Source organism: Massilia rhizosphaerae (assembly GCF_016093545.1).
In the GTDB taxonomy this organism is placed as follows: domain Bacteria; phylum Pseudomonadota; class Gammaproteobacteria; order Burkholderiales; family Burkholderiaceae_D; genus Telluria; species Telluria rhizosphaerae.
The window spans coordinates 26097-45506 of the sequence record NZ_JADKYX010000006.1 but is presented as its reverse complement, the minus strand read 5'-3'; the positions used below and the strand labels follow the sequence as shown (position 1 = coordinate 45506).

The 19410-nt window shown below is 68.4% G+C and carries 17 protein-coding genes; 11 read left to right on the top strand and 6 right to left on the bottom strand.

The annotated features are described in order from the left end of the window. Positions 1-14: 14 nt before the first annotated feature. The 3 genes from ISF28_RS11145 to ISF28_RS11135 all read left to right on the top strand — a co-directional run bounded on the left by ISF28_RS11145 (position 15) and on the right by ISF28_RS11135 (position 4115). Positions 15-185 (top strand): hypothetical protein, encoded by a 171-nt coding sequence (locus tag ISF28_RS11145; protein ID WP_370663420.1) that lies wholly within the window; start codon positions 15-17, stop codon positions 183-185. Positions 186-319: 134 nt separating this feature from the next. Then, positions 320-1087 (top strand): hypothetical protein, encoded by a 768-nt coding sequence (locus tag ISF28_RS11140; RefSeq protein WP_198117257.1) that lies wholly within the window; start codon positions 320-322, stop codon positions 1085-1087. Positions 1088-1154: 67 nt separating this feature from the next. Beyond that, positions 1155-4115, top strand: coding sequence for a putative bifunctional diguanylate cyclase/phosphodiesterase (locus ISF28_RS11135; protein ID WP_198117256.1), 2961 nt, complete (start codon positions 1155-1157; stop codon positions 4113-4115). A 68-nt stretch (positions 4116-4183) separates the two neighbouring features. Here ISF28_RS11135 and ISF28_RS11130 read toward each other — a convergent pair whose 3' ends face one another. After that, positions 4184-4525, bottom strand: coding sequence for a DUF4124 domain-containing protein (locus ISF28_RS11130; protein WP_198117255.1), 342 nt, complete (start codon positions 4523-4525; stop codon positions 4184-4186). Between the two features lie 176 nt (positions 4526-4701). Between ISF28_RS11130 and ISF28_RS11125 the strand changes: the two genes are divergently transcribed. The 3 genes from ISF28_RS11125 to ISF28_RS11115 are packed head-to-tail and all read left to right on the top strand — an operon-like array spanning position 4702 to position 8350. Beyond that, on the top strand, positions 4702-5511 hold the full coding sequence (locus ISF28_RS11125; protein WP_198117254.1) for a gluconate 2-dehydrogenase subunit 3 family protein: 810 nt from the start codon (positions 4702-4704) through the stop codon (positions 5509-5511). Continuing rightward, positions 5511-7283 (top strand): GMC family oxidoreductase, encoded by a 1773-nt coding sequence (locus ISF28_RS11120; RefSeq protein WP_198117253.1) that lies wholly within the window; start codon positions 5511-5513, stop codon positions 7281-7283. The genes ISF28_RS11125 and ISF28_RS11120 overlap by 1 nt, the downstream gene beginning before the upstream one ends. After that, entirely contained in the window at positions 7280-8350 is a 1071-nt protein-coding gene (locus tag ISF28_RS11115; protein WP_198117252.1) for a c-type cytochrome, read from the top strand. The genes ISF28_RS11120 and ISF28_RS11115 overlap by 4 nt, the downstream gene beginning before the upstream one ends. A gap of 24 nt (positions 8351-8374) precedes the next feature. On the opposite strand, the gene ISF28_RS11110 is transcribed toward ISF28_RS11115, so the two are convergent. Beyond that, the gene (locus ISF28_RS11110; RefSeq protein ID WP_198117251.1) at positions 8375-9322 is read right to left on the bottom strand and encodes a DMT family transporter; all 948 of its coding nucleotides are present in this window, start codon (positions 9320-9322) and stop codon (positions 8375-8377) included. Positions 9323-9545: 223 nt separating this feature from the next. Here ISF28_RS11110 and ISF28_RS11105 point away from each other — a divergent pair, with 223 nt between their 5' ends. Further along, a complete protein-coding gene (locus tag ISF28_RS11105; protein WP_198117250.1) occupies positions 9546-9881 on the top strand; it encodes a hypothetical protein in 336 nt (111 codons plus the stop codon). Here ISF28_RS11105 and ISF28_RS11100 read toward each other — a convergent pair. Together ISF28_RS11100 and ISF28_RS11095 are read right to left on the bottom strand one after the other, a co-directional pair. After that, complete coding sequence (locus ISF28_RS11100) at positions 9878-10606, bottom strand: helix-turn-helix transcriptional regulator (RefSeq protein WP_198117249.1); 729 nt, start codon at positions 10604-10606, stop codon at positions 9878-9880. The two genes, ISF28_RS11105 and ISF28_RS11100, sit on opposite strands and share 4 nt — an antisense overlap. Before the next feature lie 241 nt (positions 10607-10847). Continuing rightward, on the bottom strand, positions 10848-11207 hold the full coding sequence (locus ISF28_RS11095; protein ID WP_198117248.1) for a YXWGXW repeat-containing protein: 360 nt from the start codon (positions 11205-11207) through the stop codon (positions 10848-10850). Between the two features lie 192 nt (positions 11208-11399). Here ISF28_RS11095 and ISF28_RS11090 point away from each other — a divergent pair, with 192 nt between their 5' ends. Beyond that, positions 11400-12596, top strand: coding sequence for a S53 family peptidase (locus ISF28_RS11090; protein WP_198117247.1), 1197 nt, complete (start codon positions 11400-11402; stop codon positions 12594-12596). Positions 12597-12611: 15 nt separating this feature from the next. Here the strand turns inward: ISF28_RS11090 and ISF28_RS11085 are convergent, their stop codons facing one another. After that, positions 12612-13958 (bottom strand): ATP-binding protein, encoded by a 1347-nt coding sequence (locus tag ISF28_RS11085; protein ID WP_198117246.1) that lies wholly within the window; start codon positions 13956-13958, stop codon positions 12612-12614. Positions 13959-13987: 29 nt separating this feature from the next. Continuing rightward, positions 13988-14752 carry an osmolarity response regulator transcription factor OmpR gene (ompR, locus tag ISF28_RS11080; protein ID WP_056137191.1) on the bottom strand — a complete coding sequence of 255 codons (765 nt, stop codon included), beginning with the start codon at positions 14750-14752 and terminating at the stop codon, positions 13988-13990. A gap of 217 nt (positions 14753-14969) precedes the next feature. Between ompR and ISF28_RS11075 the strand changes: the two genes are divergently transcribed. The 3 genes from ISF28_RS11075 to ISF28_RS11065 all read left to right on the top strand — a co-directional run bounded on the left by ISF28_RS11075 (position 14970) and on the right by ISF28_RS11065 (position 19374). Next, complete coding sequence (locus tag ISF28_RS11075; protein WP_198117245.1) at positions 14970-15362, top strand: hypothetical protein; 393 nt, start codon at positions 14970-14972, stop codon at positions 15360-15362. A 131-nt stretch (positions 15363-15493) separates the two neighbouring features. After that, positions 15494-17407 (top strand): flagellar assembly protein A, encoded by a 1914-nt coding sequence (locus ISF28_RS11070; RefSeq protein ID WP_229519014.1) that lies wholly within the window; start codon positions 15494-15496, stop codon positions 17405-17407. Between the two features lie 95 nt (positions 17408-17502). Further along, a complete protein-coding gene (locus tag ISF28_RS11065; RefSeq protein ID WP_198117466.1) occupies positions 17503-19374 on the top strand; it encodes a M2 family metallopeptidase in 1872 nt (623 codons plus the stop codon). Positions 19375-19410 lie beyond the last annotated feature (36 nt).

The following is a 19410-nucleotide window of genomic DNA, read 5'->3' as shown; positions in this document are numbered from 1 at the left end:
CCGATGCGCGGGTGTTGTTTGGCTACCACGATGCCGACCTCGATCCGCGCATCGCGCCGGCCCTCGCGCACGCGGGCGCGAACCATCTCGTCCTGGCGCTGGCCAGCCGCGACCTGCGGGCCGCCATGCCGCGAGGCGGTTCGGTCCGCGTCAGCGGCTTGGCTCGGCAATTGACGGAAGATTAACTTTGTTGAGTGTGATTTATTGAAAATTGAAATAGGGGCAAAATACGCGCTTTTTCGACAATTTGTTAACCCCTGCAACATTGATAAAGTTCAAAGCGGAAATTACGTTTCTGAACATCAACTCAGGAGTCAACATGGAAATGCGCCACCCCGGCGTCCTTCGCCCCGTGCACGCCCTCGGCGTGCCGGGCAAGCTGACGGAACGCCTGCCCTTCACGATCCGACGCGTGGACAACGAGGCCGACCTGTGGAAGGCCGTCCGAGTGCGCCACGCCGCCTATGCCCGTCACGTGCCGGACTTTGCGCGTCAGCTGGGCCGCCCCGAAGCCGCTGATTACGGCGACGACGCAATCGTTTTCCTGGCCGAATCCAAGCTGGACGGCGCACCGCTGGGCACCGCCCGGATGCAGACGAATCTGCATGAACCCCTGCACGTCGAGGAGTCGGTCGCGCTGCCGGACTGGCTGCGCGGGCGGCCGCTGGCGGAAATGAGCCGCCTGGGCGTGGACAACGGCCGTATCGGCCGCGTCGTCAAGACGGCGCTGCTCAAGGCCGGCGTCCTGTATTGCCAGCAGAACGACATCACGTGGGCCATCGCGACGGGCCGGGCGCCGATCGACCGCCAGTACGAGCAACTGACCTTCGTCGACGTGTTTCCGGAGGTGGGATTCGTCCCGCTGCGCCACGTGGGCAATATCCCGCACCGGGTGATGGCCTTCGACATCGAGACGATCGAGGCGCGCTGGACGGCCGCTCAGCACCCGCTGCTGAGCTTCTTTTGCCACACTTACCACCCGGATATCGACGTCAGCGGACGGACGGGCGTACGGCCGCCGCAGCCGAGCGCGCGGGGGGCGAATGTTGCGTCGCAGGCCTCGGATCGTTACGAACTGGTCGCTTGATTCAATAATTGCATGACGGCACTACATTAACGCGGTATCCTTGCGAAACGATTATTCGCAGATACTCATGCAATTCACATCATCCGGCCGCTGGAAATTGCCGGGCCTGGCGCAGTACGCGTTGGACCAGATATTCCGGGCGTTCGCTTATTACCTGATTCCGATCGCGATCGGCGTCGTTTCCGTCGTGGCCCTGCTGTGCTGGGACAACCAGTACGTGGCCGGCAGCAGCGATGCGCGCGACATCCGCGTCCTGAAGGAGACGGCCCCGTTGTCCCCGGCCGCGGCCAATGCGCGCCTGCACACCGCCATCCCGGTGTCGTACTTCGACACACACTTGTCCGAGGCGCCCGTCTGGTTCCGTTTCAGCACGCGCCCGCGCGCGCCGGGCAGCGCCGTCGGCGACGTCATCGAATTCCCGTCGCGCCACGCGGTCGACCTCGCCTGCTGGGACGCGACCACCCTGCAGCCGCTCGGCACGGCCACGCGCGACGCGGGCACGCCGTACCTGTACACGGCGAAGGCCGGCTTCGTCTTGCAGCTGCCCGAGCTGCCGCGCGAGATCCTGTGCCGCGGCACGTTCGCCGGACCGGCGCGCGTGAACGTCGTGCAATGGCCGGAAACGCAGTTCGACCTGTCCGTCGAAGGGTATCACCGCAAGTCGGGCCTGCTCGACGGCGGCATGATCGTGCTGGCGCTGTTCGTGCTGATCACGGCCCTCATCAACCGCCAGCCGCTGTACGTCCTGTTCGCCGGCTGGCTGATCCTGAACCTGCGCATCGCCGGCCTGTCGGCCGGCTGGGACACCCAGTGGCTGGGCATGATGGTGCCCCCGCAATGGATGCTGCTGAGCCGCGCGCTGACCATCGCGCTGTACGGCGTGTCCACGCTCACGCTGTACCAGGCGCTGTTCCGCGACGACCTCGTCGAGACGCGCTGGGCCATCCCGCTGCGCATCACGCAATGGGCGTGCATCCCGCTGCTCATCGGCGCCGTGACGCTGCCGTACGGGACCTTCCTGCCGATGCTGTGGGTGATCATGGCCTTCGGGTTCACGCTGATGACGCTGGGCCTGCTGACGATCATCCTGCGTTCGCGCAACCGCGTGGCGGGCTGGTTCGCGGCTTCGTTCGCGCTGACGTACGTGGCGTCGCTGGCCGAGGTGGTGTCGGCGGCGCTCGGCATGCACCAGGTGCTGGACGTGATCAACAGCGTCACGGCGGCCCTCGCGTCGAGCCTGCTGGCCGCCCTGGCCGTGGCCGAGCAGATGCGCATGGAGACCCAGAAGCGCAGGGAAGCCCAGGAAAAGCTGGAGCATGCGTTCGAGGCGATGCCCGTCGGCCTGTTCACGCTCGACATGTACGGCAACATCGTGAGCGCCAACCCGGCCATGCGCAAGATGCTGGGCATGCCCGACATCGTCCCCGGCCGCACGTCGTGGAAGCAGTTCTTCGCGGACAACCTTTGGTCCGAATTGCTGGAACAGGTGCACGTGCGCAGCGAGGCCGAGATGCAGATCGTCAGCCGCGACGGCGCCCAGCGCTTCATGGTCAACGCCACGCTCGCGCGGGGACGCGTGGAAGCGGTGCTGCAGGACGTCACCGAGCAATACCGCGCCACGGAACAGTTGCGTTTCATGGCCAACAACGACCCGCTGACGAAGGTCTTCAACCGGCGCGGCATCGAAAAAGTGTTCGACGGCGCCGCGCAGTTGCTCGACGCGGGCAAGCCGCTGGCGCTGGCCTACATCGACCTCGACCGCTTCAAGCTGATCAACGACCTGTTCGGCCACGCGGCCGGCGACGAAGTCCTGAAACAGGTGTGCGAGCGCATGGAGCTCACGCTGGCCGGCGGCCAGAAGATCGGGCGCGTGGGCGGCGACGAATTCGTGATCGTGATGCCGGACACCGCGATCCCGCTGGCGTCGCTGATCTGCCGCGGCATCGTCGACCGCATCGGCGGCACGCCCTACCGCGTGGGCGACAAGGCGTTCCACGTGCGCGGCTCCGTCGGCCTGATCGAAGTGTCGCCGGGCATGCCGATGAAGGATGCCGTGTCGACCGCGGACCGCGCCTGCCGCGAAGCGAAGGGCGGCCACAGCGACGGCCTCGTCGTGTACGAGCGCGGCTCGAACGCGTTCCAGGAACGCGCCAACGAATTGAACCTGGTCGCGCGCCTGTCCGGTCCGGACGCGACCGAAGGCATGTTCCTCGAGATGCAGCCGATCATGTCGCTCACCGCGCCGTACGAATCGCTGAACTTCGAGGTGCTGCTGCGCATGCGCGAGGCGGACGGCCGCGTGGCCCCGGCGGGACCCCTGATCGCGGCCGCCGAGAAGAGCGGGCGCGCGGGCGTGATCGACCGCTGGGTGCTGTCGACGACGCTGTCGTGGATCGAGGACAATCTCGAGTCCCTCGTCAACACGCGCTTCGTGTGCATGAACCTGTCGGGCGCCTCGCTCAACGACGAGCGCTTCGTGCAGGACACGCTGGAAATCCTGTCGCGCTACACGCACGTGGCGAGCCGCCTGTGCATGGAGATCACGGAAAGCGTGGCGCTGCACGACCTGGACAACACGCGCCGCTTCATCGACCAGGTGCGCGCGTTCGGCGTGAAGGTGGCGCTGGACGATTTCGGCGCCGGCTACACGTCGTTCTCGTACCTGAAGGAATTGCCGGCCGACGTGCTCAAGATCGACGGCAACTTCATCGTCAACATCAACGCCCACCCGGCCAACGTCGCGATCGTCGAAGCGATCGTCAACCTGGCCGCCAACCTGGGCATGCGCACGATCGCCGAATGGGCCGAGGACGCGGCCACGATCCGCACCCTGGCCGAGATCGGCGTCGACTACGTGCAGGGCTATGCCGTGGCGCGTTCGCAGCCGGCGGACAAGCTGCTGGCCGCGAGTTCATCGGCCAGCTTCATCCAGGGCGAGGACGTGCTCAAGCTCGTGCGCACGCTGGGCCTGTCGGCCAACGAGCCGGACCTGCTCGGGTTCGCGTCGTTCGACGACCACCTATTGTAGGGTGGGCACTCCCGTGCCCACCATGCGTTGCGGCGACGCGTGCGTTTGGTGGGCGAGGGTCGCCCACCCTACTGGATCCCCGCCAGGCGCGGCCGCGCATCCTGCAGCATCAGCATGCGCCGCGCTTCCTTCAGCGTGGCAACGTCGCGCGCCAGCTTCGCGGGCGCGGCGAGATTGGGCCGTTTCCAGGCCGGATGGTGCAGCTCCGCCGCGGGCAGCACGTGGCGCTGGGGCGGCGGCGCCCCGGTGTCGCGCGACACCGGCATCGTGACGGAACCGGACGCGCAAGGCTGGTCCGTCAAGGTGATGTGGCCGTTGCTGTCCACACATTTTACGATGTCTCCGGCCAGTGCCGGCGCCGCCAGTACCGCGGCGGCGATCATGCTCAGCAGTCTAACTGGGCGCTTCATGATGTTCTCCTGTGCTAGCCTCGAATGGTGCCCGTCGCGGCCGGTTCCATCTGTTCGTTGCCTCACCCTGTCCGCATCAAACATCGACGGGCCCGGCCGAACCTTTGGCTGCCGAGCCGTTCCAAGCATCGGGCCAGGCGTTTCGCACGTTCGAACAATCCGAATAAGGAACGACGATGGAGAAACTCAACCGACGCACCTTCTTCAAGGCGGCGGGCGCCACGGCCGCGGCGCTGACGGCGCAGGCCCACGCGCTCGCCCCCGACGCCACCCGGCCCGAGCACGGCACCGCCGCAGCAACTCCGGGGGCCGGCGCCCAGGCGCACACCGCTTACCTGTTCTTCCGCCCCGACGAGGCGCGCTTCGTCGAAGCGGCCGTGGCCCGGCTGATCCCGCTCGACGCCAACGGTCCCGGCGCGCTCGAGGCCGGCGTCCCCAACTACATCGACCGCCAGCTGGGCGGCGCCTGGGGCGCGGGCGAGCGCCTGTACCGCAGCGGCCCGTGGCAACCGGGCCTGCCGGGCCAGGGCTACCAGCTGCCGTTCACGCCGGCCGAGCTGTTCCGCAACGCCTTGCGCGCCATCGACGACGACCTGCGCAAGCGCCGCAACACCACCTTCGACAAGCTGCCCGGCACCGACCAGGACGCCTATCTGGAAAGCCTGCAGACCGGCAACCAGAACCTGAACGGCGTGCCGGCCCACGTCTTTTTCGCATCGCTGCTGGCGCTGACGATCGAAGGCTTCTTCTCCGACCCGATCTACGGCGGCAACAAGGACATGGTGGCGTGGAAGATGATCGGCTTCCCCGGCGCCTACGCGAGCTTCTACCACCTCGTCGACCAGCACGGCATCCTGTTCACGCGGCCACCGATGAGCATGGGCGAGGACAACCGGCGTGTGATCCACGTCGTGCCCGCGTCGGCCCAGCCGAGGGCGGTCGGACCCAACCCCGTCGCGGGCGCGGCGAAGAAAGGAGGCGCGTGATGGCGACGCGCCTCAAGGAAGTGGATGCGGTGCTGGTGGGCGTGGGCCTCGTCGGCACGATGCTCGGCCGCGAGCTGACGAAGGCAGGCCTCACGGTCGTCGGCCTGGAGCGCGGCAACGCCCAGTTCACGGTGCCCGATTTCCAGGGGCCGCACATGCACGACGAACTGCGCTACTCGGTGCGCAAGGCGCTCATGCAGGACAACACGAAGGAGGCCATGACCTTCCGCAACAACGTGGACCAGGTCGCGCTGCCGATCCGGCGCTGGGAAGGCTTCCTGCCCGGCACCGGCCTGGGCGGCGCCGCCGTGCACTGGAACGGCCAGACGTACCGCTTCCAGGACGACGAATTCCGGCTGCGCAGCCACGTCGAGCAGCGCTACGGCAAGGGCTTCATCGATCCCGAACTCACCGTGCAGGACTGGGGCGTGACGGCGGCCGACATGGAACCGCACTACGACCGCTTCGAATACCTGCTGGGCACGAGCGGCCTGGCCGGCAATGTCAAGGGCAGCAAGATCGCGGGCGGCAATCCGTTCGAGGATCCGCGCGCGCGCCCATACCCCACGCCGCCCATGAAAGAGCCGTACGGGTCCGCCATCTTCCGCAAGGCCGCGGCCCGCCTCGGCTACCACCCGTTCCCGCAACCGTCGTCGAACCTCAGCCAGCCGTACACGAACCCCGAGGGACTGACCCTGCAGGCCTGCATGTTCTGCGGCTATTGCGAGCGCTACGGCTGCGAGCACTACGCGAAATCGTCGCCGCAGACGATCCTGCTGCCCGTTCTCCTGAAGGACAAGAATTTCACGCTGCGCACGCAGTCGCAGGTCCTGCGCATCGACCTGGCCAAGGATAAAAAGACGGCGACGGGCGTCACCTACGTCGACGCCGCCGGCCGCCAGTTCGAACAGCCGGCCAAGCTCGTCATCCTGTGTTCGTTCGCGCTGAACAATGTGCGAATGATGCTGTTGTCCGGTATCGGCCAGCCCTACGATCCGAAGACGGGGCAGGGCGTCGTGGGACGCAATTACGCGTACCAGACGATGGGTTCGGTGCAGGTCTTCTTCGACGAATCCGTCAACATCAACCCGTTCATGCGCTCGGGCGCGAGCGGCACCGTGATCGCGGACTTTGTCGCCGACAACTTCGACCATGGTCCGCACAAATTCATCGGCGGCGCCTACATGGGGGACGTCATGTCGCATGGGCGCCCCATTGAATTCCATCCGACGCCGCCCGGCACGCCGGCCTGGGGCGCCAAGTGGAAGGAAGCCGTCGTGCGCCACTACAACCACACGTCGGTGCTGACCGTGCACGGCACGTCGATGGCCAGCCGCAACAACTACCTCGACCTCGACCCCACGTACAAGGACGCGTGGGGCCTGCCGCTGCTGCGCATCACGTTCGACTTTCCCGCCAACGACCTGCGCATGTCGGCCTTCGTCACGGACAAGGCCGCCGGCATCGCCCGCGCGATGGGCGGGCGGCAGGTCGTCGCGTCGCCCCGTAAGGGCCCGTACACCGTCACCCAGTACCAGACCACGCACAACACGGGCGGCACCGTGATGGGCGTCGATCCGCGGACGAGCGTCGTCAACCGCTACCTGCAAAGCTGGGACGTGCCCAACCTGTTCGTCATCGGCGCCTCGAACTTCCCGCAGAACGCCACCTACAACCCCACGAATACCGTGGGCGCGCTGGCGTACATGGCGGCCGAGGCCATCGTCAACCGCTATCTCAAGGCGCCCGGGCAGGCGTTGGTGCACGCATGAAGGCGCCGATCCTGTTCCGCTACGGCCCCGCCGTGCTGGCCCTCCTGCTTGTCGCCGGCTGCCAGCGCGGCGCCCACGAACCGGCCGCCGCGCCGCGCGCTGCCGAGCACTTGCCTGCGCCACCCGCCGCGAACCCGGCGGCGGCCCAGCCGGGGGCCCAGGGCGGCGCCGGCAACCTCGCCCAGCAGAACGCGGGCGGCGGCGAAGCCAACGCGCTCGGCGTGCCCGGCGCGGCCGCGGCGCCCGCCCAGGGCCAGCCCAACCCGCAGGCTGGCCAGCAACTCGCGACGAGCGGCACGCCGAACGGCGTCATGGCCTGCGTCAGCTGCCACGGCGCGCAGGGCGAGGGCAATGCGGCCGGGGGCGTTCCGCGCATCGCCGGCCAGTCCGCCGCCTATCTCGGCAAGCAGCTGGGGGCGTATGCGAACGGCGCGCGCGTGAATCCGGTCATGGAGCCGGTCGCCAAGGCGATGAGCGCGGAGCAGATCCGCGACGTCAGCGCCTATTACGCGTCGCTCGGCGACGCGCCCGCCGCGCCGCCGGCCGGTGCCAAACCGGCGGCCGCCGGCCCCGACCGCGGCCGCACGTTGTCTGCCATCGGCGACAACACGAGAGGCGTGCAGGCCTGCGCCAACTGCCACGGACCGGGCGGCGTGGGCAATCCGCCCGCGTATCCGTACCTGGCGGGCCAGCACGCGAGCTACCTGAAGGCGGCGATGGCGGAGTGGAAGAACGGCGCGCGCAAGACGGACAGCAGCGGCCAGATGACCCACGTCGCGCAGGCGCTGGCGGACGCCGACGTGACGGCGCTGTCCGCCTATTTCAGCGCCCAGCCGGCGCCGCCGTCCGCGGCGAAGTGGGTCAACATCCCGGTCGGTTCCAGGCAGCGGCCCGTCGTGGCCGCCGCCGCCGATGCGCCGGGACCGCGCGGCGCGGGCCGATCGACGGTGCACGCCACGGGCACCGAGCAGGGCGCGGGGACGTCGGGCGGCGAGCAGGGCCCGGGCGGCGGCGGCGGCACGCAGGGCGCGCAGCCGCAGCAGGCGGCGCCGCCGGTACGCCGCTGACGGCCGGGGCGCTCCCCGCGCGCGTCACGCGTGCGCTTGCGCGTCCGCGGTGATGGCGCGCGCGTCGTCGCGGTGCGCCCGGGCGCACATCACGACGCCTGCGACGAGCAGGGCCAGCGCGAGTCCTTCGCGCGCGGTCGGCCCGCGGCCTTCCCACAGATAGCCGTACAGCGACGCGAAGACGGTCTCGAACACGATCATCTGCCCCGTCAGGGCGAGCGGCAGCGCGCGGCTGGCGATATTCCACAGTCCATTGCCCAGCACGGAACAGAACAGGGCCATGGCGCCGCAGAGACCGCCGAAGCGAACCCAGTCCGCGCCCGTGTGGACGAGCGCGTCGCCGCAAAACGCGGGCACGGCCAGCACGATGGCTTCGAGGCCCGTGACGACGCCCGTCAGCAGGCTCCAGTCCTGCGCCGACACGTGATCGAGCCTGGCGAGCCAGCGGCTGTTGCTGACGGCATAGGTCGTCCACGAGACCAGGGCGCCGCCGGCGCACGCCAATCCCGTCAACGAGCCCCAGCCGGATGCGGCCAGCGATTGCCAGCTGATGCACACGAGTCCCGCCGCGCTGCAGGCCAGCGAGGGCAGCAACACTCGCAGTGGCGGCGCATGGCGCGCGCGGCTGCCGACGATGGTGACGGCGAGCGGCAGCAGGCCGATCACGAAGGCCGTCAGCGCGACGCCGCCCGTCCGTACGGCTTGCGCCAGCAGCACGTAGTACAGGATGTTGCCGATGACGCTGAGCCAGGCGAGGGCGCGCCATTCGCGCCAGCCGAGCGCGCCCTTCAGCCGGCGCCAGGACGGGGCGAGGCACACGGCGGCGACGAGGCCGTAGGCGAGATAGCGGCCGGCGGCCAATTGCAGCGGCGGGAAACCGGCGGCCAGCCTGGGCGCGAGGAAGACGAGTCCCCAGAAGGCGCCGGCGACGATGCCGGCCGCGCAGCCGAGGAGGGTTTTGTTGACGGTCACGGGTGGTGCTCCGGATGCGGAAAGCCGCCATTGTCGGGGGCGGGGCGGCGGCCGTCTTGGCTCCGGCTACTGGAATTTTGACCGGGCCTCGCCAGGCCGGGCCTCGCCAGGCCGGGCCTCGCCTCGTTCGACCGGGCTCAAGAAATTTCCACATGGAAATGTTATGATTCGCAGTACGGATGCGGTGCCCCCACGGACGCCGACCAGCCAGATGCTTGCCAGAATGAACACGCCAGACAAACACGCGGGTCCCGCGACCCAATCCCGTTTCAACTATCTCGTCCTGCTCGACATCGTGGTCGGCGCCTGCATCCTGGTGGTCGCGGGCCGCCCCGACGGCCTGGCGATCACGTTGAGCGCCATCATCGTGGCCGTCTGCGCGGTCGTCTATCGATGTTCGCTGGGCGTCAAGACGGCTTTGGCAACCAAGGCCCGCCCGGCGGCGCCAGCTCCGCAAGAGGTGGATCGCAAGTTCAGTCCGGCGACGTATCGCGAGCCGGAACAGACCACTGTCGCCAGCGCACCGAGAAGCAAGTCCTGGCTGCGCGACGCCGACTAGCTCGCGCGAGCCGACCTCGCCCGCCGGTAGGCCCCCGGCGTCATCCCCGTCGCATCCCGCAACGCCCGCGTCAGCGCGCTCTGGTCGGAAAAGCCGGCCGCCAGCGCGATGTCGGCGATCGGGCGCGACGTTTCCGCCAGCCAGGCGCGGGCGCGCGACAGGCGCAGGTCGCGCAGCCACGCGTGCGGGCTCGTGGCCAGTTCGGTGCGGAACAGGGCGTGGAGGCGGCTGACGGACAGGCCGGCGCAGCGGGCCATCGTCTCCGTCGTCCACGCGAGGCCGGGTTCCGCGTCGACGCGAGCCAGCAGGGCCGCGAGGCGCGACGTGGGGCGGGGCGCGTCCAGCGCGATGGTGTCCAGCAGCAGCGGTACCCAGCCCGCCAGCAAATCCGGCTGCGCGCGCATCACACCCATGAATTCGATGAGCTTGCGCGCGCCGGGACCCAGCGCCATGAACGGGCGCTCCAGCAGGCGTTCCCAGGCCGGATGGGACAGCGCGCCGGCGTCGACGTCGAGGATCAGCGATGCGTTGGGGCCGTCGCCGGCTTGGGCGTGCCAGGCGCCCGGCGCGACGCAGGCGCCGCGCAGCACGTCCAGCCTGTCCCGCCGGCCTTCGATGTCCAGCAGCACGGCGCCGCCGAGGGGCAGTACGAGCTGGGCGTAATCGTGGCGGTCGGCGCCGAGGTCGGCGCCGTAGCTGCGCACGTGGAGAGAAGGAGCGTCCATGGGGCGCCAGTCTAGCATCGATGCGGGCCGGTGATTGTCCGACCAGGCCTACACGTCGACGGGAAAAATTTTATGCGATCGGCCTCTTGCAGCCGCCGCTGTCGTCCCAATTTGCCATCCTGTTACAGCGCCCCCGGGCGCTGGTCTCCTCTGTCTCCTCCAAGTGCAAACTTGGATTCACCGCCTGACGCAGCGATGCGCAGGCGGTTTCTTTTATCCGGCCGCAGCCGAAAAAAGGCCGTCAGTCGCGACGCGGATTGTTCGGATGGGCGTCGAAACGGTTCGGCACACCGTCGCCGTCGCGGTCGCCGCGGCGCCAGCCCCCGCGTTCCATCACCCAGCGGCCGTCGCGCTCGACCCACCTTGGCGCGTGATAGGCATAGCCGTGACGTTCGCGCAGCCACATGCCCCTGACCCAGACGTAGCGGCCGTGACGCCATTCCCAGTGGCCCGGCGCCCACACATGACCGTGGCGCGCCGCCGGCACGGCTTCGTCGCGCGGCGGCGGCGGGGCGGTGCGGATGACGACGTCGGCGGCGGCAGGCAGCGCGATGCTGCCGAAGGTGCCGGCCAGCAGCGTGGCAATGAGCAGTTTTTTCATCTTGGCCTCCTCGATAGTGGTGTGAGTCGACTCTAGTGCCGCGGCCCGGCGGCGACCGTGCGGTCACGCGCTTAACGGCCCCGGCGTGCGCGGCGGCACAACACATTGACAATCCGTAACAGAAAGTTTCCATGCGGAACGTAATATGCATGTATGTTCCCGCATGGAAATCTTTCCCACTCACCGTCCATCATGAAGACCTTGTTCCCCGCCCTGGTGGCTGCCGCCCTGTTCGCAAACGTCGCCCACGCCCAGCAAGACCCCGACCACGTACCGTTCCGCGAGGGGCACCGCCCCGAAGCGGGGCATGCGCGCCCGCCGTTCCACGTCCATCCGTATGCCGCCGGTGCCGCCAGCGGCGCCAAGACGCCCGCGCTGGTGCGCCACGCCTACGGCTTCGATCAGCTGGCGGGGCTGGGCGCCGGGCAGACCATCGCCATCGTCGACGCCTACGACCACCCGAAAATCGAATCGGACCTGGGCGTGTTCTCCACACAATACGGCTTGGCGGCCTGCACGACGGCCAACGGCTGCTTCCGCAAGATCTATGCGTCCGGCCACAAACCGTCGGCCGACAGCGGCTGGGCGCTCGAGATCGCCCTCGACGTCGAATGGGCGCATGCCATCGCGCCGCAGGCGAAGATCGTGCTGGTGGAAGCGGCGTCGAGCCGGTTCGGCGACCTGATGGCCGCCGTGGACGTGGCGGTCAAGAACGGCGCCACCGTGGTGTCGATGAGTTTCGGCGGCAGCGAGTTCGGCAGCGAGACGAATTACGACTCGCACTTCCGCGCGGCCGGCGTGAGCTTCGTCGCCTCGTCCGGCGACAGCGGCTACGGCGTCGAATACCCGTCCGCCTCGCAATACGTGCTGAGCGTGGGCGGCACCACCTTGCAGAACGATGTCTACGGCAATTACCTCGGCGAGACCGCGTGGTCCGGCAGCGGCGGCGGCTTGAGCGCCTACGAGCCGGAAACGGCGGCCCAGGCCGCCTGGCCGCTGCCGTACGCGGGCCGCCGCGGTGCGCCCGACGTGGCCTACGACGCCGATCCGGCGACGGGGTTCGCGATCTACGATTCCGTGTCCTACAACGGCCAGGCCGGCTGGTTCCAGATCGGCGGCACGAGCGCCGGCGCGCCGCAGTGGGCGGGCCTGATCGCCATCGCCAACGGGATGCGCAAGGCGGCCGGCAAGGGCAACGTCGGCGCGGCCTACAACGCGGTGTACACGGCGGCGAAGTCGAACTACGGATCGGACGTCCACGACATCACGGCGGGCACGAACGGCACCTGCGGCACCCTGTGCACGACGGCCGGCGGCTACGACTACGTCACGGGCCTCGGCAGCCCGCGCGCCGACTACCTCGTCCCGGCGCTCGTCAACCTGCCGTAAGCCGCGGCCGGCGGTTCAGCCGGCCAGCGGCAGCGCGAACTGCAGCACGAGGCCGCCGCCGTCGCGGTTGCGCACCGTCAGTTCGGCGTTGTGGCGGGAGATGACCCGCTCGACGATCGCCAGACCCAGGCCGGCGCCGTTGGCCTGGCCGCGGGCGCTGTCCAGCCGGGTGAACGGCCGCAGCAGTTGCTGGATTTGGTCGTCCGGCACGCCGGTGCCGTGGTCGTTGATCTCGACGACGGCGCGGCGGCCGTGGCCCGTCATCCTGACGTGCAGGGCGATGTCGATTTCCGTCACGTCCGCGCCCGGCGTCTTGCCGTAGCGCCGGGCGTTCTCGATGACGTTGTTGATCACGCGGCGCAGGTCCGTCGCGTTGCCCATCACGTGGATGTCCGGGGCGATGTCGGTCGTCGTGCGCACGTCCGCGATGCGGTCGGCCGCGTGCGCGCAGTCTTCCAGCAGCTCGGACAGGTTGACCGGCACGAACGTCGCGCTTTCGGTGGGGCGGGCGAAGTCGAGGAACTGGCCGATGATGGCGTCCATCTGGGCGATGTCCGACTGCATGCCGGTGCGCGCCTCGTCCGACAGCGGCGCCATCTCCACTTCCAGCTGCATGCGCGCGAGCGGCGTGCGCAGGTCGTGCGAGATGCCGGCCAGGATCACGGCGCGGTCCTTTTCCAGCTGCTGCAGGTCTTCGACCATCTGGTTGAAGCTGCGGTTCGCCTCGATGATCTCGCGCGATCCCTTTTCCGGCAGCGGGGGGGGGCGCTTGCCCTGGGCGATCGAGCGGGCGGCCGCCGTCAGGCGCGCCAGCGGCAGGTTCACGAGGCTGGAAATCAGCGCCGCGCCCAGCAGCGACAGCACGCCGACGACCGTGGCCCAGCCCAGCCATTGCACGCGCGTGAGGCCGGGCAGCTTGTCGCGTTCCAGCATGAGCCAGTACTTGTCGCCGTCGATGTCGAAGCTGACCCAGAAGCCGGGGATGTCGTTCACCTGGCGCGAGAAGCGCGTGTCCGGACCCAGCTTGTCGCGCACGAGGGCGGCCACTTCCGGCATCAAGGAATTCGGCGGCGGCGGCTCCACGGTGTCCGTCGGCTTCACGTCGTAGATGCGGATGCCTTCGTTCGACACCAGCTCGAACAGCAGTTCGCGCCGCAGGTCGGGCGCGGAGTGCGTCAGCGCGGCCTTGGTGATCGTGACGACGGATACGAGCAGCTCGGCCGTCTGCTCGACCTGCGGGCCGCGCTGGAACACGTTGAGCATGCCGATCCACGAGGCCATCGACAGGCCCGTGAGCACGGACAGCAGGAAGAAGGTGCGCCAGAACAGGCCGCTTTTCATCCTGCCGAAGAAACGCGGCATGGGCTCGTCCTTCGGGTTCGATGCGAACACTAGCGCGGCTGGCCTTCAGGAATGAATACGTAGCCCAGGCCCCACACGGTCTGGATGTACAGCGGGCTCGACGGATCGGGCTCGATCAGCTTGCGCAGGCGCGAGATCTGCACGTCCAGCGAACGGTCGAACACCTCGTATTCGCGGCCGCGCGCCAGTTCCATCAGCTTTTCGCGCGACAGCGGCTGGCGCGCGTGGCGCGCGAACACCTTCAGCACCGAGAATTCGCCCGTCGTCAGCGGCACTGTCTCGCCGTTCTTCTTCAGCGTGCGGGTGCCGAGGTCCAGCACGAAGTCGCCGAACTCGAAGGTCTGCGGCGTCTCGCTGGGGGCGCCGGGGATCTCGTCCGGGCCCTTGCGGCGCAGGACCGCGTTGATGCGGGCCACCAGCTCGCGCGGGTTGAACGGTTTCGGCAGGTAGTCGTCGGCGCCCATCTCGAGGCCGACGATGCGGTCGACGTCCTCGCCTTTCGCCGTGAGCATGATGATCGGGGTCTGGTCGCCGGCGCCGCGCAGGCGGCGGCAGATCGACAGGCCGTCCTCGCCGGGCAGCATCAGGTCCAGCACCAGCAGGTCGTAGCGCTCGCGCAACCACAGCTTGTTCATCGCCGGCGCGCTCTCCGCCGTCACGACCTGGAAGCCCTGTTCGGTCAGGTAGCGGCGCAGCAGGTCGCGCAGGCGCACGTCGTCGTCGACGACCATGATCCGGGCCGAGTGGCCGCCATTCGCGCCGGCCGTGCCGGCATTCGAGCTCGTTGCATTCATCTTCTGTCGGATTTGTCAGATTAATGTCGCTATGGTAACGTCTAATGGCTCGACGCCAAGGGGGTATCGCCGAGCCATTACATTGTGTTACAAACTTTACCCAATTCGCCTTATGCCTGGAGCTGATTCCTCATACACTGGCCTCATCGAATCGCAGCTGGAACACAGCTCCACCCTACAGCTTACTCCTAAGTCGGCAACGCGAATGAGGAACACCATGAACAGTGCGTTCACACACCATCACGCAGCGAAACAGGCAGGCCGCCTGGCCCGCTTTGCCGTGCTGGCGTGCGCCCTGGTGCTGGGAGCCGGCAGCGCGTTTGCCCAGCAGCACGGCGACCGCCGGGACGAGCAGGGCGGCCTGCAGCAATCGCAATCGCAATCGCAGTCGCAATCGCAGTTTTCCCGCTTCCACCTGCCGCAGGATCGCGACCCGCGCGACGACATGCGCGGCTTCGACGACCAGCGCCGGGCCCCGCAGCAGGATCAGCGCGAGCAGCGCGAACCGCAGCACGAGCGCCGCAGCGGCCGCATGACGCCGGACGAACGGCGCGACCTGCGCCGCCAGATCAACGAAGCAGGCATGGATTTGTACCCGCAGCGCCGTTGAGCGGCTTGTTTTTGCTTTCCATGCGTCAACTTAGTTGCTTCTTGTTTATTTTCAGCTGACAACATGATACGCTAGCCGGATTCCGCCCCGGCCCAGCCCTTGCCGTGGCAAATCATTGCACGGAGCGTATCTTGACGACAGACTCTCCCGCCGCGTCGCCCATGCACGAACAGGCGCAGGCAACGGCGACCCGGATCGCAGCAACCGGCCCCGAGCATTGCATCGCCCAGCGTGACGACGGGGTCTACGCGGACCCCTCCGTGCTCGGCACGACGCTCCTCGCCGCCGTCGACAACGTCTACCGCGCCGGCAATTACTTCGTCGGCGTCGACTATCCGGTCCTGATGAAAGCCTTGTTCGGCCACGGCCCGGACCTGCCGCGCGGGCCGGACGGCGCCGCCGTCGTGCGCATCGCCGCCGACATCCAGCCGTTCGACCCGGCGCGCCGCGCGCTGTACCGCGCCGCCAAGATCGGGCGCGGGTATGCGGAATACTATTTCGAGCCGGTCTGGCTGCCCGACCCGGCCGACCCGGAAGGCGAGGGCATCCCGACCCGTCTCGACGTCGACGAATTCGTCGCCGACATGTGGGGCAAGGGCCTGCGCTTCGGCCTCGACCTGGACGCCATCCGCGCCGCGATCGCCTCGAACAAGGCCGACCGCGTCACGGTCGCGCGCCAGTGCGATCCCGTGCCGGGCGCGGACGCGCACATCGTCGAAGTGTCCGACGACATCCACCGCAACGACGCGCCGCTCGAACTGGCCAACGGCCGCCTCGACCTGAACAGCTTCCAGAACCGCTTCCCGCAGATCCAGGCCGGCGTGCGGCTGCTCGAGAAGCGGCCCGCGACGCCCGGCGTGCCGGGCTTCGAGATGTCCGGCACGAAGCTGTTCCCGAAGCCGGGAAGCGACACCGATCTCGCGGCGTATGCCGGTACGGGCACGAAGGTCGAGCGCATGCCGGAAGGCGACTTCCTCGTGTCGAGCCGGGCCGGCTTCCTGATGATCGACGGGAAGACGAGCCGTATTTCAATCGACGACAAGGTGGTCAGCCGCGACGGCGTCAGCGCCAAGACGACGGGCAACCTGAACCTGACGGGCGACTACGAGGAGTTCGGCGAGGTCCAGGAAAAGCGCGTGATCGAAGCCGACAGCATCACGGTGCACGGCGACGTGTTCGGCGATCTGGTGTCGCGCGGCGGCACGATCGTGATGCGCGCCAACCTCGTGGGCGGCGGCGCCCGCAACGCGCGCGGCGACATCCACGTGCGCGGCGTCGCGTCCGCCGCCGTGCTGAGCGCGGAGGACGGCAGGATCGTGCTGGAGCGCGCGGAGAACTGCGTCGTCGCCGGTACGCGCGTCGAGATCGCGCATGCCGTCAACTGCGAGATCGTGGGCGATGAAGTGGTCGTCAAGATGGCCGAGGGCTGCGCGCTCGCGGGCCGGCGCGTGACCGTGGAGTGCGCGGTGCCGCGCAAGCAGAGCGAGATGCTCGTCGCCGTGCTGCGCCCGGACGGCCAGCAGATCGGCGAGGTGATCGCGGCGGTGACGCAGCGCGTCGCGCAATTCGCCGCGCTGGCCGCGCAGCTCAAGGCCGCGATGGACGCCATGACGGCCAAGCCGGACGTGCGCGGCTACATGATGCTGGCGACGCGCGTGCGCAAGGGCGAGGTCAATCTGTCGCCCGAACAGGGCCGCCAGTTCCAGAAGCTGGCGCAGGACGTGGCGCCCGCGCTCAAGGCGATGGGCGACGTCTCCGCGAAGATCAAGGCCGCCGAGGCCGAGCAGCAGGCCGGCACGGCCATGCTCGCGAGCCTGGAGGCGCAGCGCAACGACGCCGCCACGGTGTCCGGCGTGACGATCGCCTCGGTGCAGGGCGAGACGCAGGTGCGCATCCTCGGCTACAGCCCGGCGGACGGGCAGCCGTACCTCTGGACGCCGCGCGAGATCCGCACGCGCCTGCGCGGTCCGCAGGCGGGCGAGCTGTTGTTCCTGGGCGGCGCCGGCAACTTCGCATGGAGCAGCGACGCCGTCCCCGCGGCGTAAAGATTCGCGACGGACCCGCGGCAGCATATACTTGCGGTGGCCGCGAGGCCGATCCATGACGAATCCAAACCAATAGAGGGGAAACCTTGAACAACATGCGTCCCATCCACCAGCGCAGCCCGATCGGCGCGCTGGTCGCCGCGCTGTGCGCCGGTGCGCTGCTCGCCCATCCGGCAAGCGCCGCCACCAAGGCCACCAACACCAAAGGCAAGCCGACCGTGCTTGACGCCGAGCGCTTCGTCGCCGACGCCGAACAGAAACTCGACCAGTTGGGGCTCGACGCCGGCCGCGCCGAGTGGGTGGCCGAGAACTTCATCACGCTCGACACCGAAACCCTGACCGCCCAGGCCAACGAACGCTACCTCACCGTGAGCGGCGACATCGCCCTCAATGCGCGCCGCTACAACGGCCTGAAGGTGTCCGATGCAAGTCGCCGCAAGCTGATGCTGATGCAGCAGTCGCTGATGCTGGAAAACGCCGCCGACCGCGCCGCGTACGCGCGCCTGGCCGCCAGCATGACGGGCGCGTACGGCAAGGCCAAGTACTGCCCGCCGGCCGCCCCGGACGGGGCGAAGCCCGATTGCATGCCGCTGGGCGAACTGGAAAAAGTGCTGGCCACGAGCCACGATCCGGCGCGCCTGAAGGAAGTCTGGCTCGGCTGGCATGCCCAGTCGCGCGCGTACAAGCAGGACTATGCGAAATACGTCGAGCTGTCGAACAAGGGCGCCCGCACGATGGGCTATGCCGATACCGGCGCCCTGTGGCGCTCGCGCTACGACATGGCCCCCAGTGCTTTCGCGGCCGAGATGGAGCGTCTGTGGCAGCAGGTGAAGCCGCTGTACGAATCGCTGCACACCTACACGCGCTACAAGCTGCGCCAGGCCTACGGCCCGGATGCCGTGCCGGCCGACGGCCCGATTCCCGCCCACCTGCTGGGCAATATGTGGGCGCAGAGCTGGGACAACCTGTACCCGATCCTGAAACCGCAAGGCCTGGAGAAGGGCGCGGACCTGACCGCGCTGCTGGAAGAGCGCAAGGCAAGCGCCGTCGAAATGACGCGCTACGCGGAAGGCTTCTACACGTCGCTGGGCATGCAGAAGCTGCCGGCCACGTTCTGGGAACGTTCGCTCTTGACCAAGCCGCGCGACCGCGAAGTCGTGTGCCACGCGTCCGCGTGGGACCTGGACGGCCAGGACGACGTGCGCGTCAAGATGTGCATCACGCCGACGGCCGAAGACTTCCGCACCATCCACCACGAGCTGGGCCACCTGTACTACGACCTCGCGTACAGCGGGCAGCCGCCGATGTTCAAGAACGGCGCCAACGACGGCTTCCACGAAGCGATCGGCGACACCGTCGCGCTGTCGATCACGCCGGCCTATCTCAAGAAGATCGGCCTCATGAAAACGGACCCGGATCCGCAGCAGGAGATCGGCCCGCTGCTGTACACGGCGTTGCAGAAGGTCGCGTTCCTGCCGTTCGCGTACAAGGTCGACAAGTGGCGCTGGGAGGTGTACGACGGCAAGGTCAAGCCGGCCGACTACGACAAGGCCTGGTGGGCGCTGACGGAGCAGTACCAGGGCGTGTCGCGTCCCGCCCCGATCGCGGACGACGCCGGCTTCGACGCCGGCGCCAAGTACCACGTCGCCAGCGACACCCCGTACGCACGCTACTTCCTCGCCCACGTGCTGCAGTTCCAGTTCCACCGCGCGCTGTGCAAGGAAGCGGGCGACACGGGACCGCTGTACCGCTGCTCGATCTACGGCAACAAGAAGGCGGGCGCCAAGTTCCAGCAGATGCTGGCGATGGGCACCAGCAAGCCGTGGCCGGAAGCGCTGAAGGCCATCACGGGGTCGGACAAGATGGATGCGACGGCGATGCTCGACTACTTCGCGCCGCTCAAGGCCTGGCTGGATGCGCAGAACAAGCAGCTGGCCATCGAGGATGCGAAGCTGACGAAGCGCTGATGGTCCTCGGCGACACCTTTTGGTGGGCACGGGGTG

Coding starts and splice junctions, on each gene's coding strand:
- ISF28_RS11100 (WP_198117249.1), bottom strand. CDS start 10,606: ATGGACGCTCCTTCTCTCCACGTGCGCAGCTACGGCGCCGACCTCGGC.
- ISF28_RS11105 (WP_198117250.1), top strand. CDS start 9,546: ATGAACACGCCAGACAAACACGCGGGTCCCGCGACCCAATCCCGTTTC.
- ISF28_RS11115 (WP_198117252.1), top strand. CDS start 7,280: ATGAAGGCGCCGATCCTGTTCCGCTACGGCCCCGCCGTGCTGGCCCTC.
- ompR (WP_056137191.1), bottom strand. CDS start 14,752: ATGAATGCAACGAGCTCGAATGCCGGCACGGCCGGCGCGAATGGCGGC.
- ISF28_RS11075 (WP_198117245.1), top strand. CDS start 14,970: ATGAACAGTGCGTTCACACACCATCACGCAGCGAAACAGGCAGGCCGC.
- ISF28_RS11120 (WP_198117253.1), top strand. CDS start 5,511: ATGGCGACGCGCCTCAAGGAAGTGGATGCGGTGCTGGTGGGCGTGGGC.
- ISF28_RS11135 (WP_198117256.1), top strand. CDS start 1,155: ATGCAATTCACATCATCCGGCCGCTGGAAATTGCCGGGCCTGGCGCAG.
- ISF28_RS11085 (WP_198117246.1), bottom strand. CDS start 13,958: ATGCCGCGTTTCTTCGGCAGGATGAAAAGCGGCCTGTTCTGGCGCACC.
- ISF28_RS11065 (WP_198117466.1), top strand. CDS start 17,503: ATGCGTCCCATCCACCAGCGCAGCCCGATCGGCGCGCTGGTCGCCGCG.
- ISF28_RS11095 (WP_198117248.1), bottom strand. CDS start 11,207: ATGAAAAAACTGCTCATTGCCACGCTGCTGGCCGGCACCTTCGGCAGC.
- ISF28_RS11140 (WP_198117257.1), top strand. CDS start 320: ATGGAAATGCGCCACCCCGGCGTCCTTCGCCCCGTGCACGCCCTCGGC.
- ISF28_RS11125 (WP_198117254.1), top strand. CDS start 4,702: ATGGAGAAACTCAACCGACGCACCTTCTTCAAGGCGGCGGGCGCCACG.
- ISF28_RS11090 (WP_198117247.1), top strand. CDS start 11,400: ATGAAGACCTTGTTCCCCGCCCTGGTGGCTGCCGCCCTGTTCGCAAAC.
- ISF28_RS11130 (WP_198117255.1), bottom strand. CDS start 4,525: ATGAAGCGCCCAGTTAGACTGCTGAGCATGATCGCCGCCGCGGTACTG.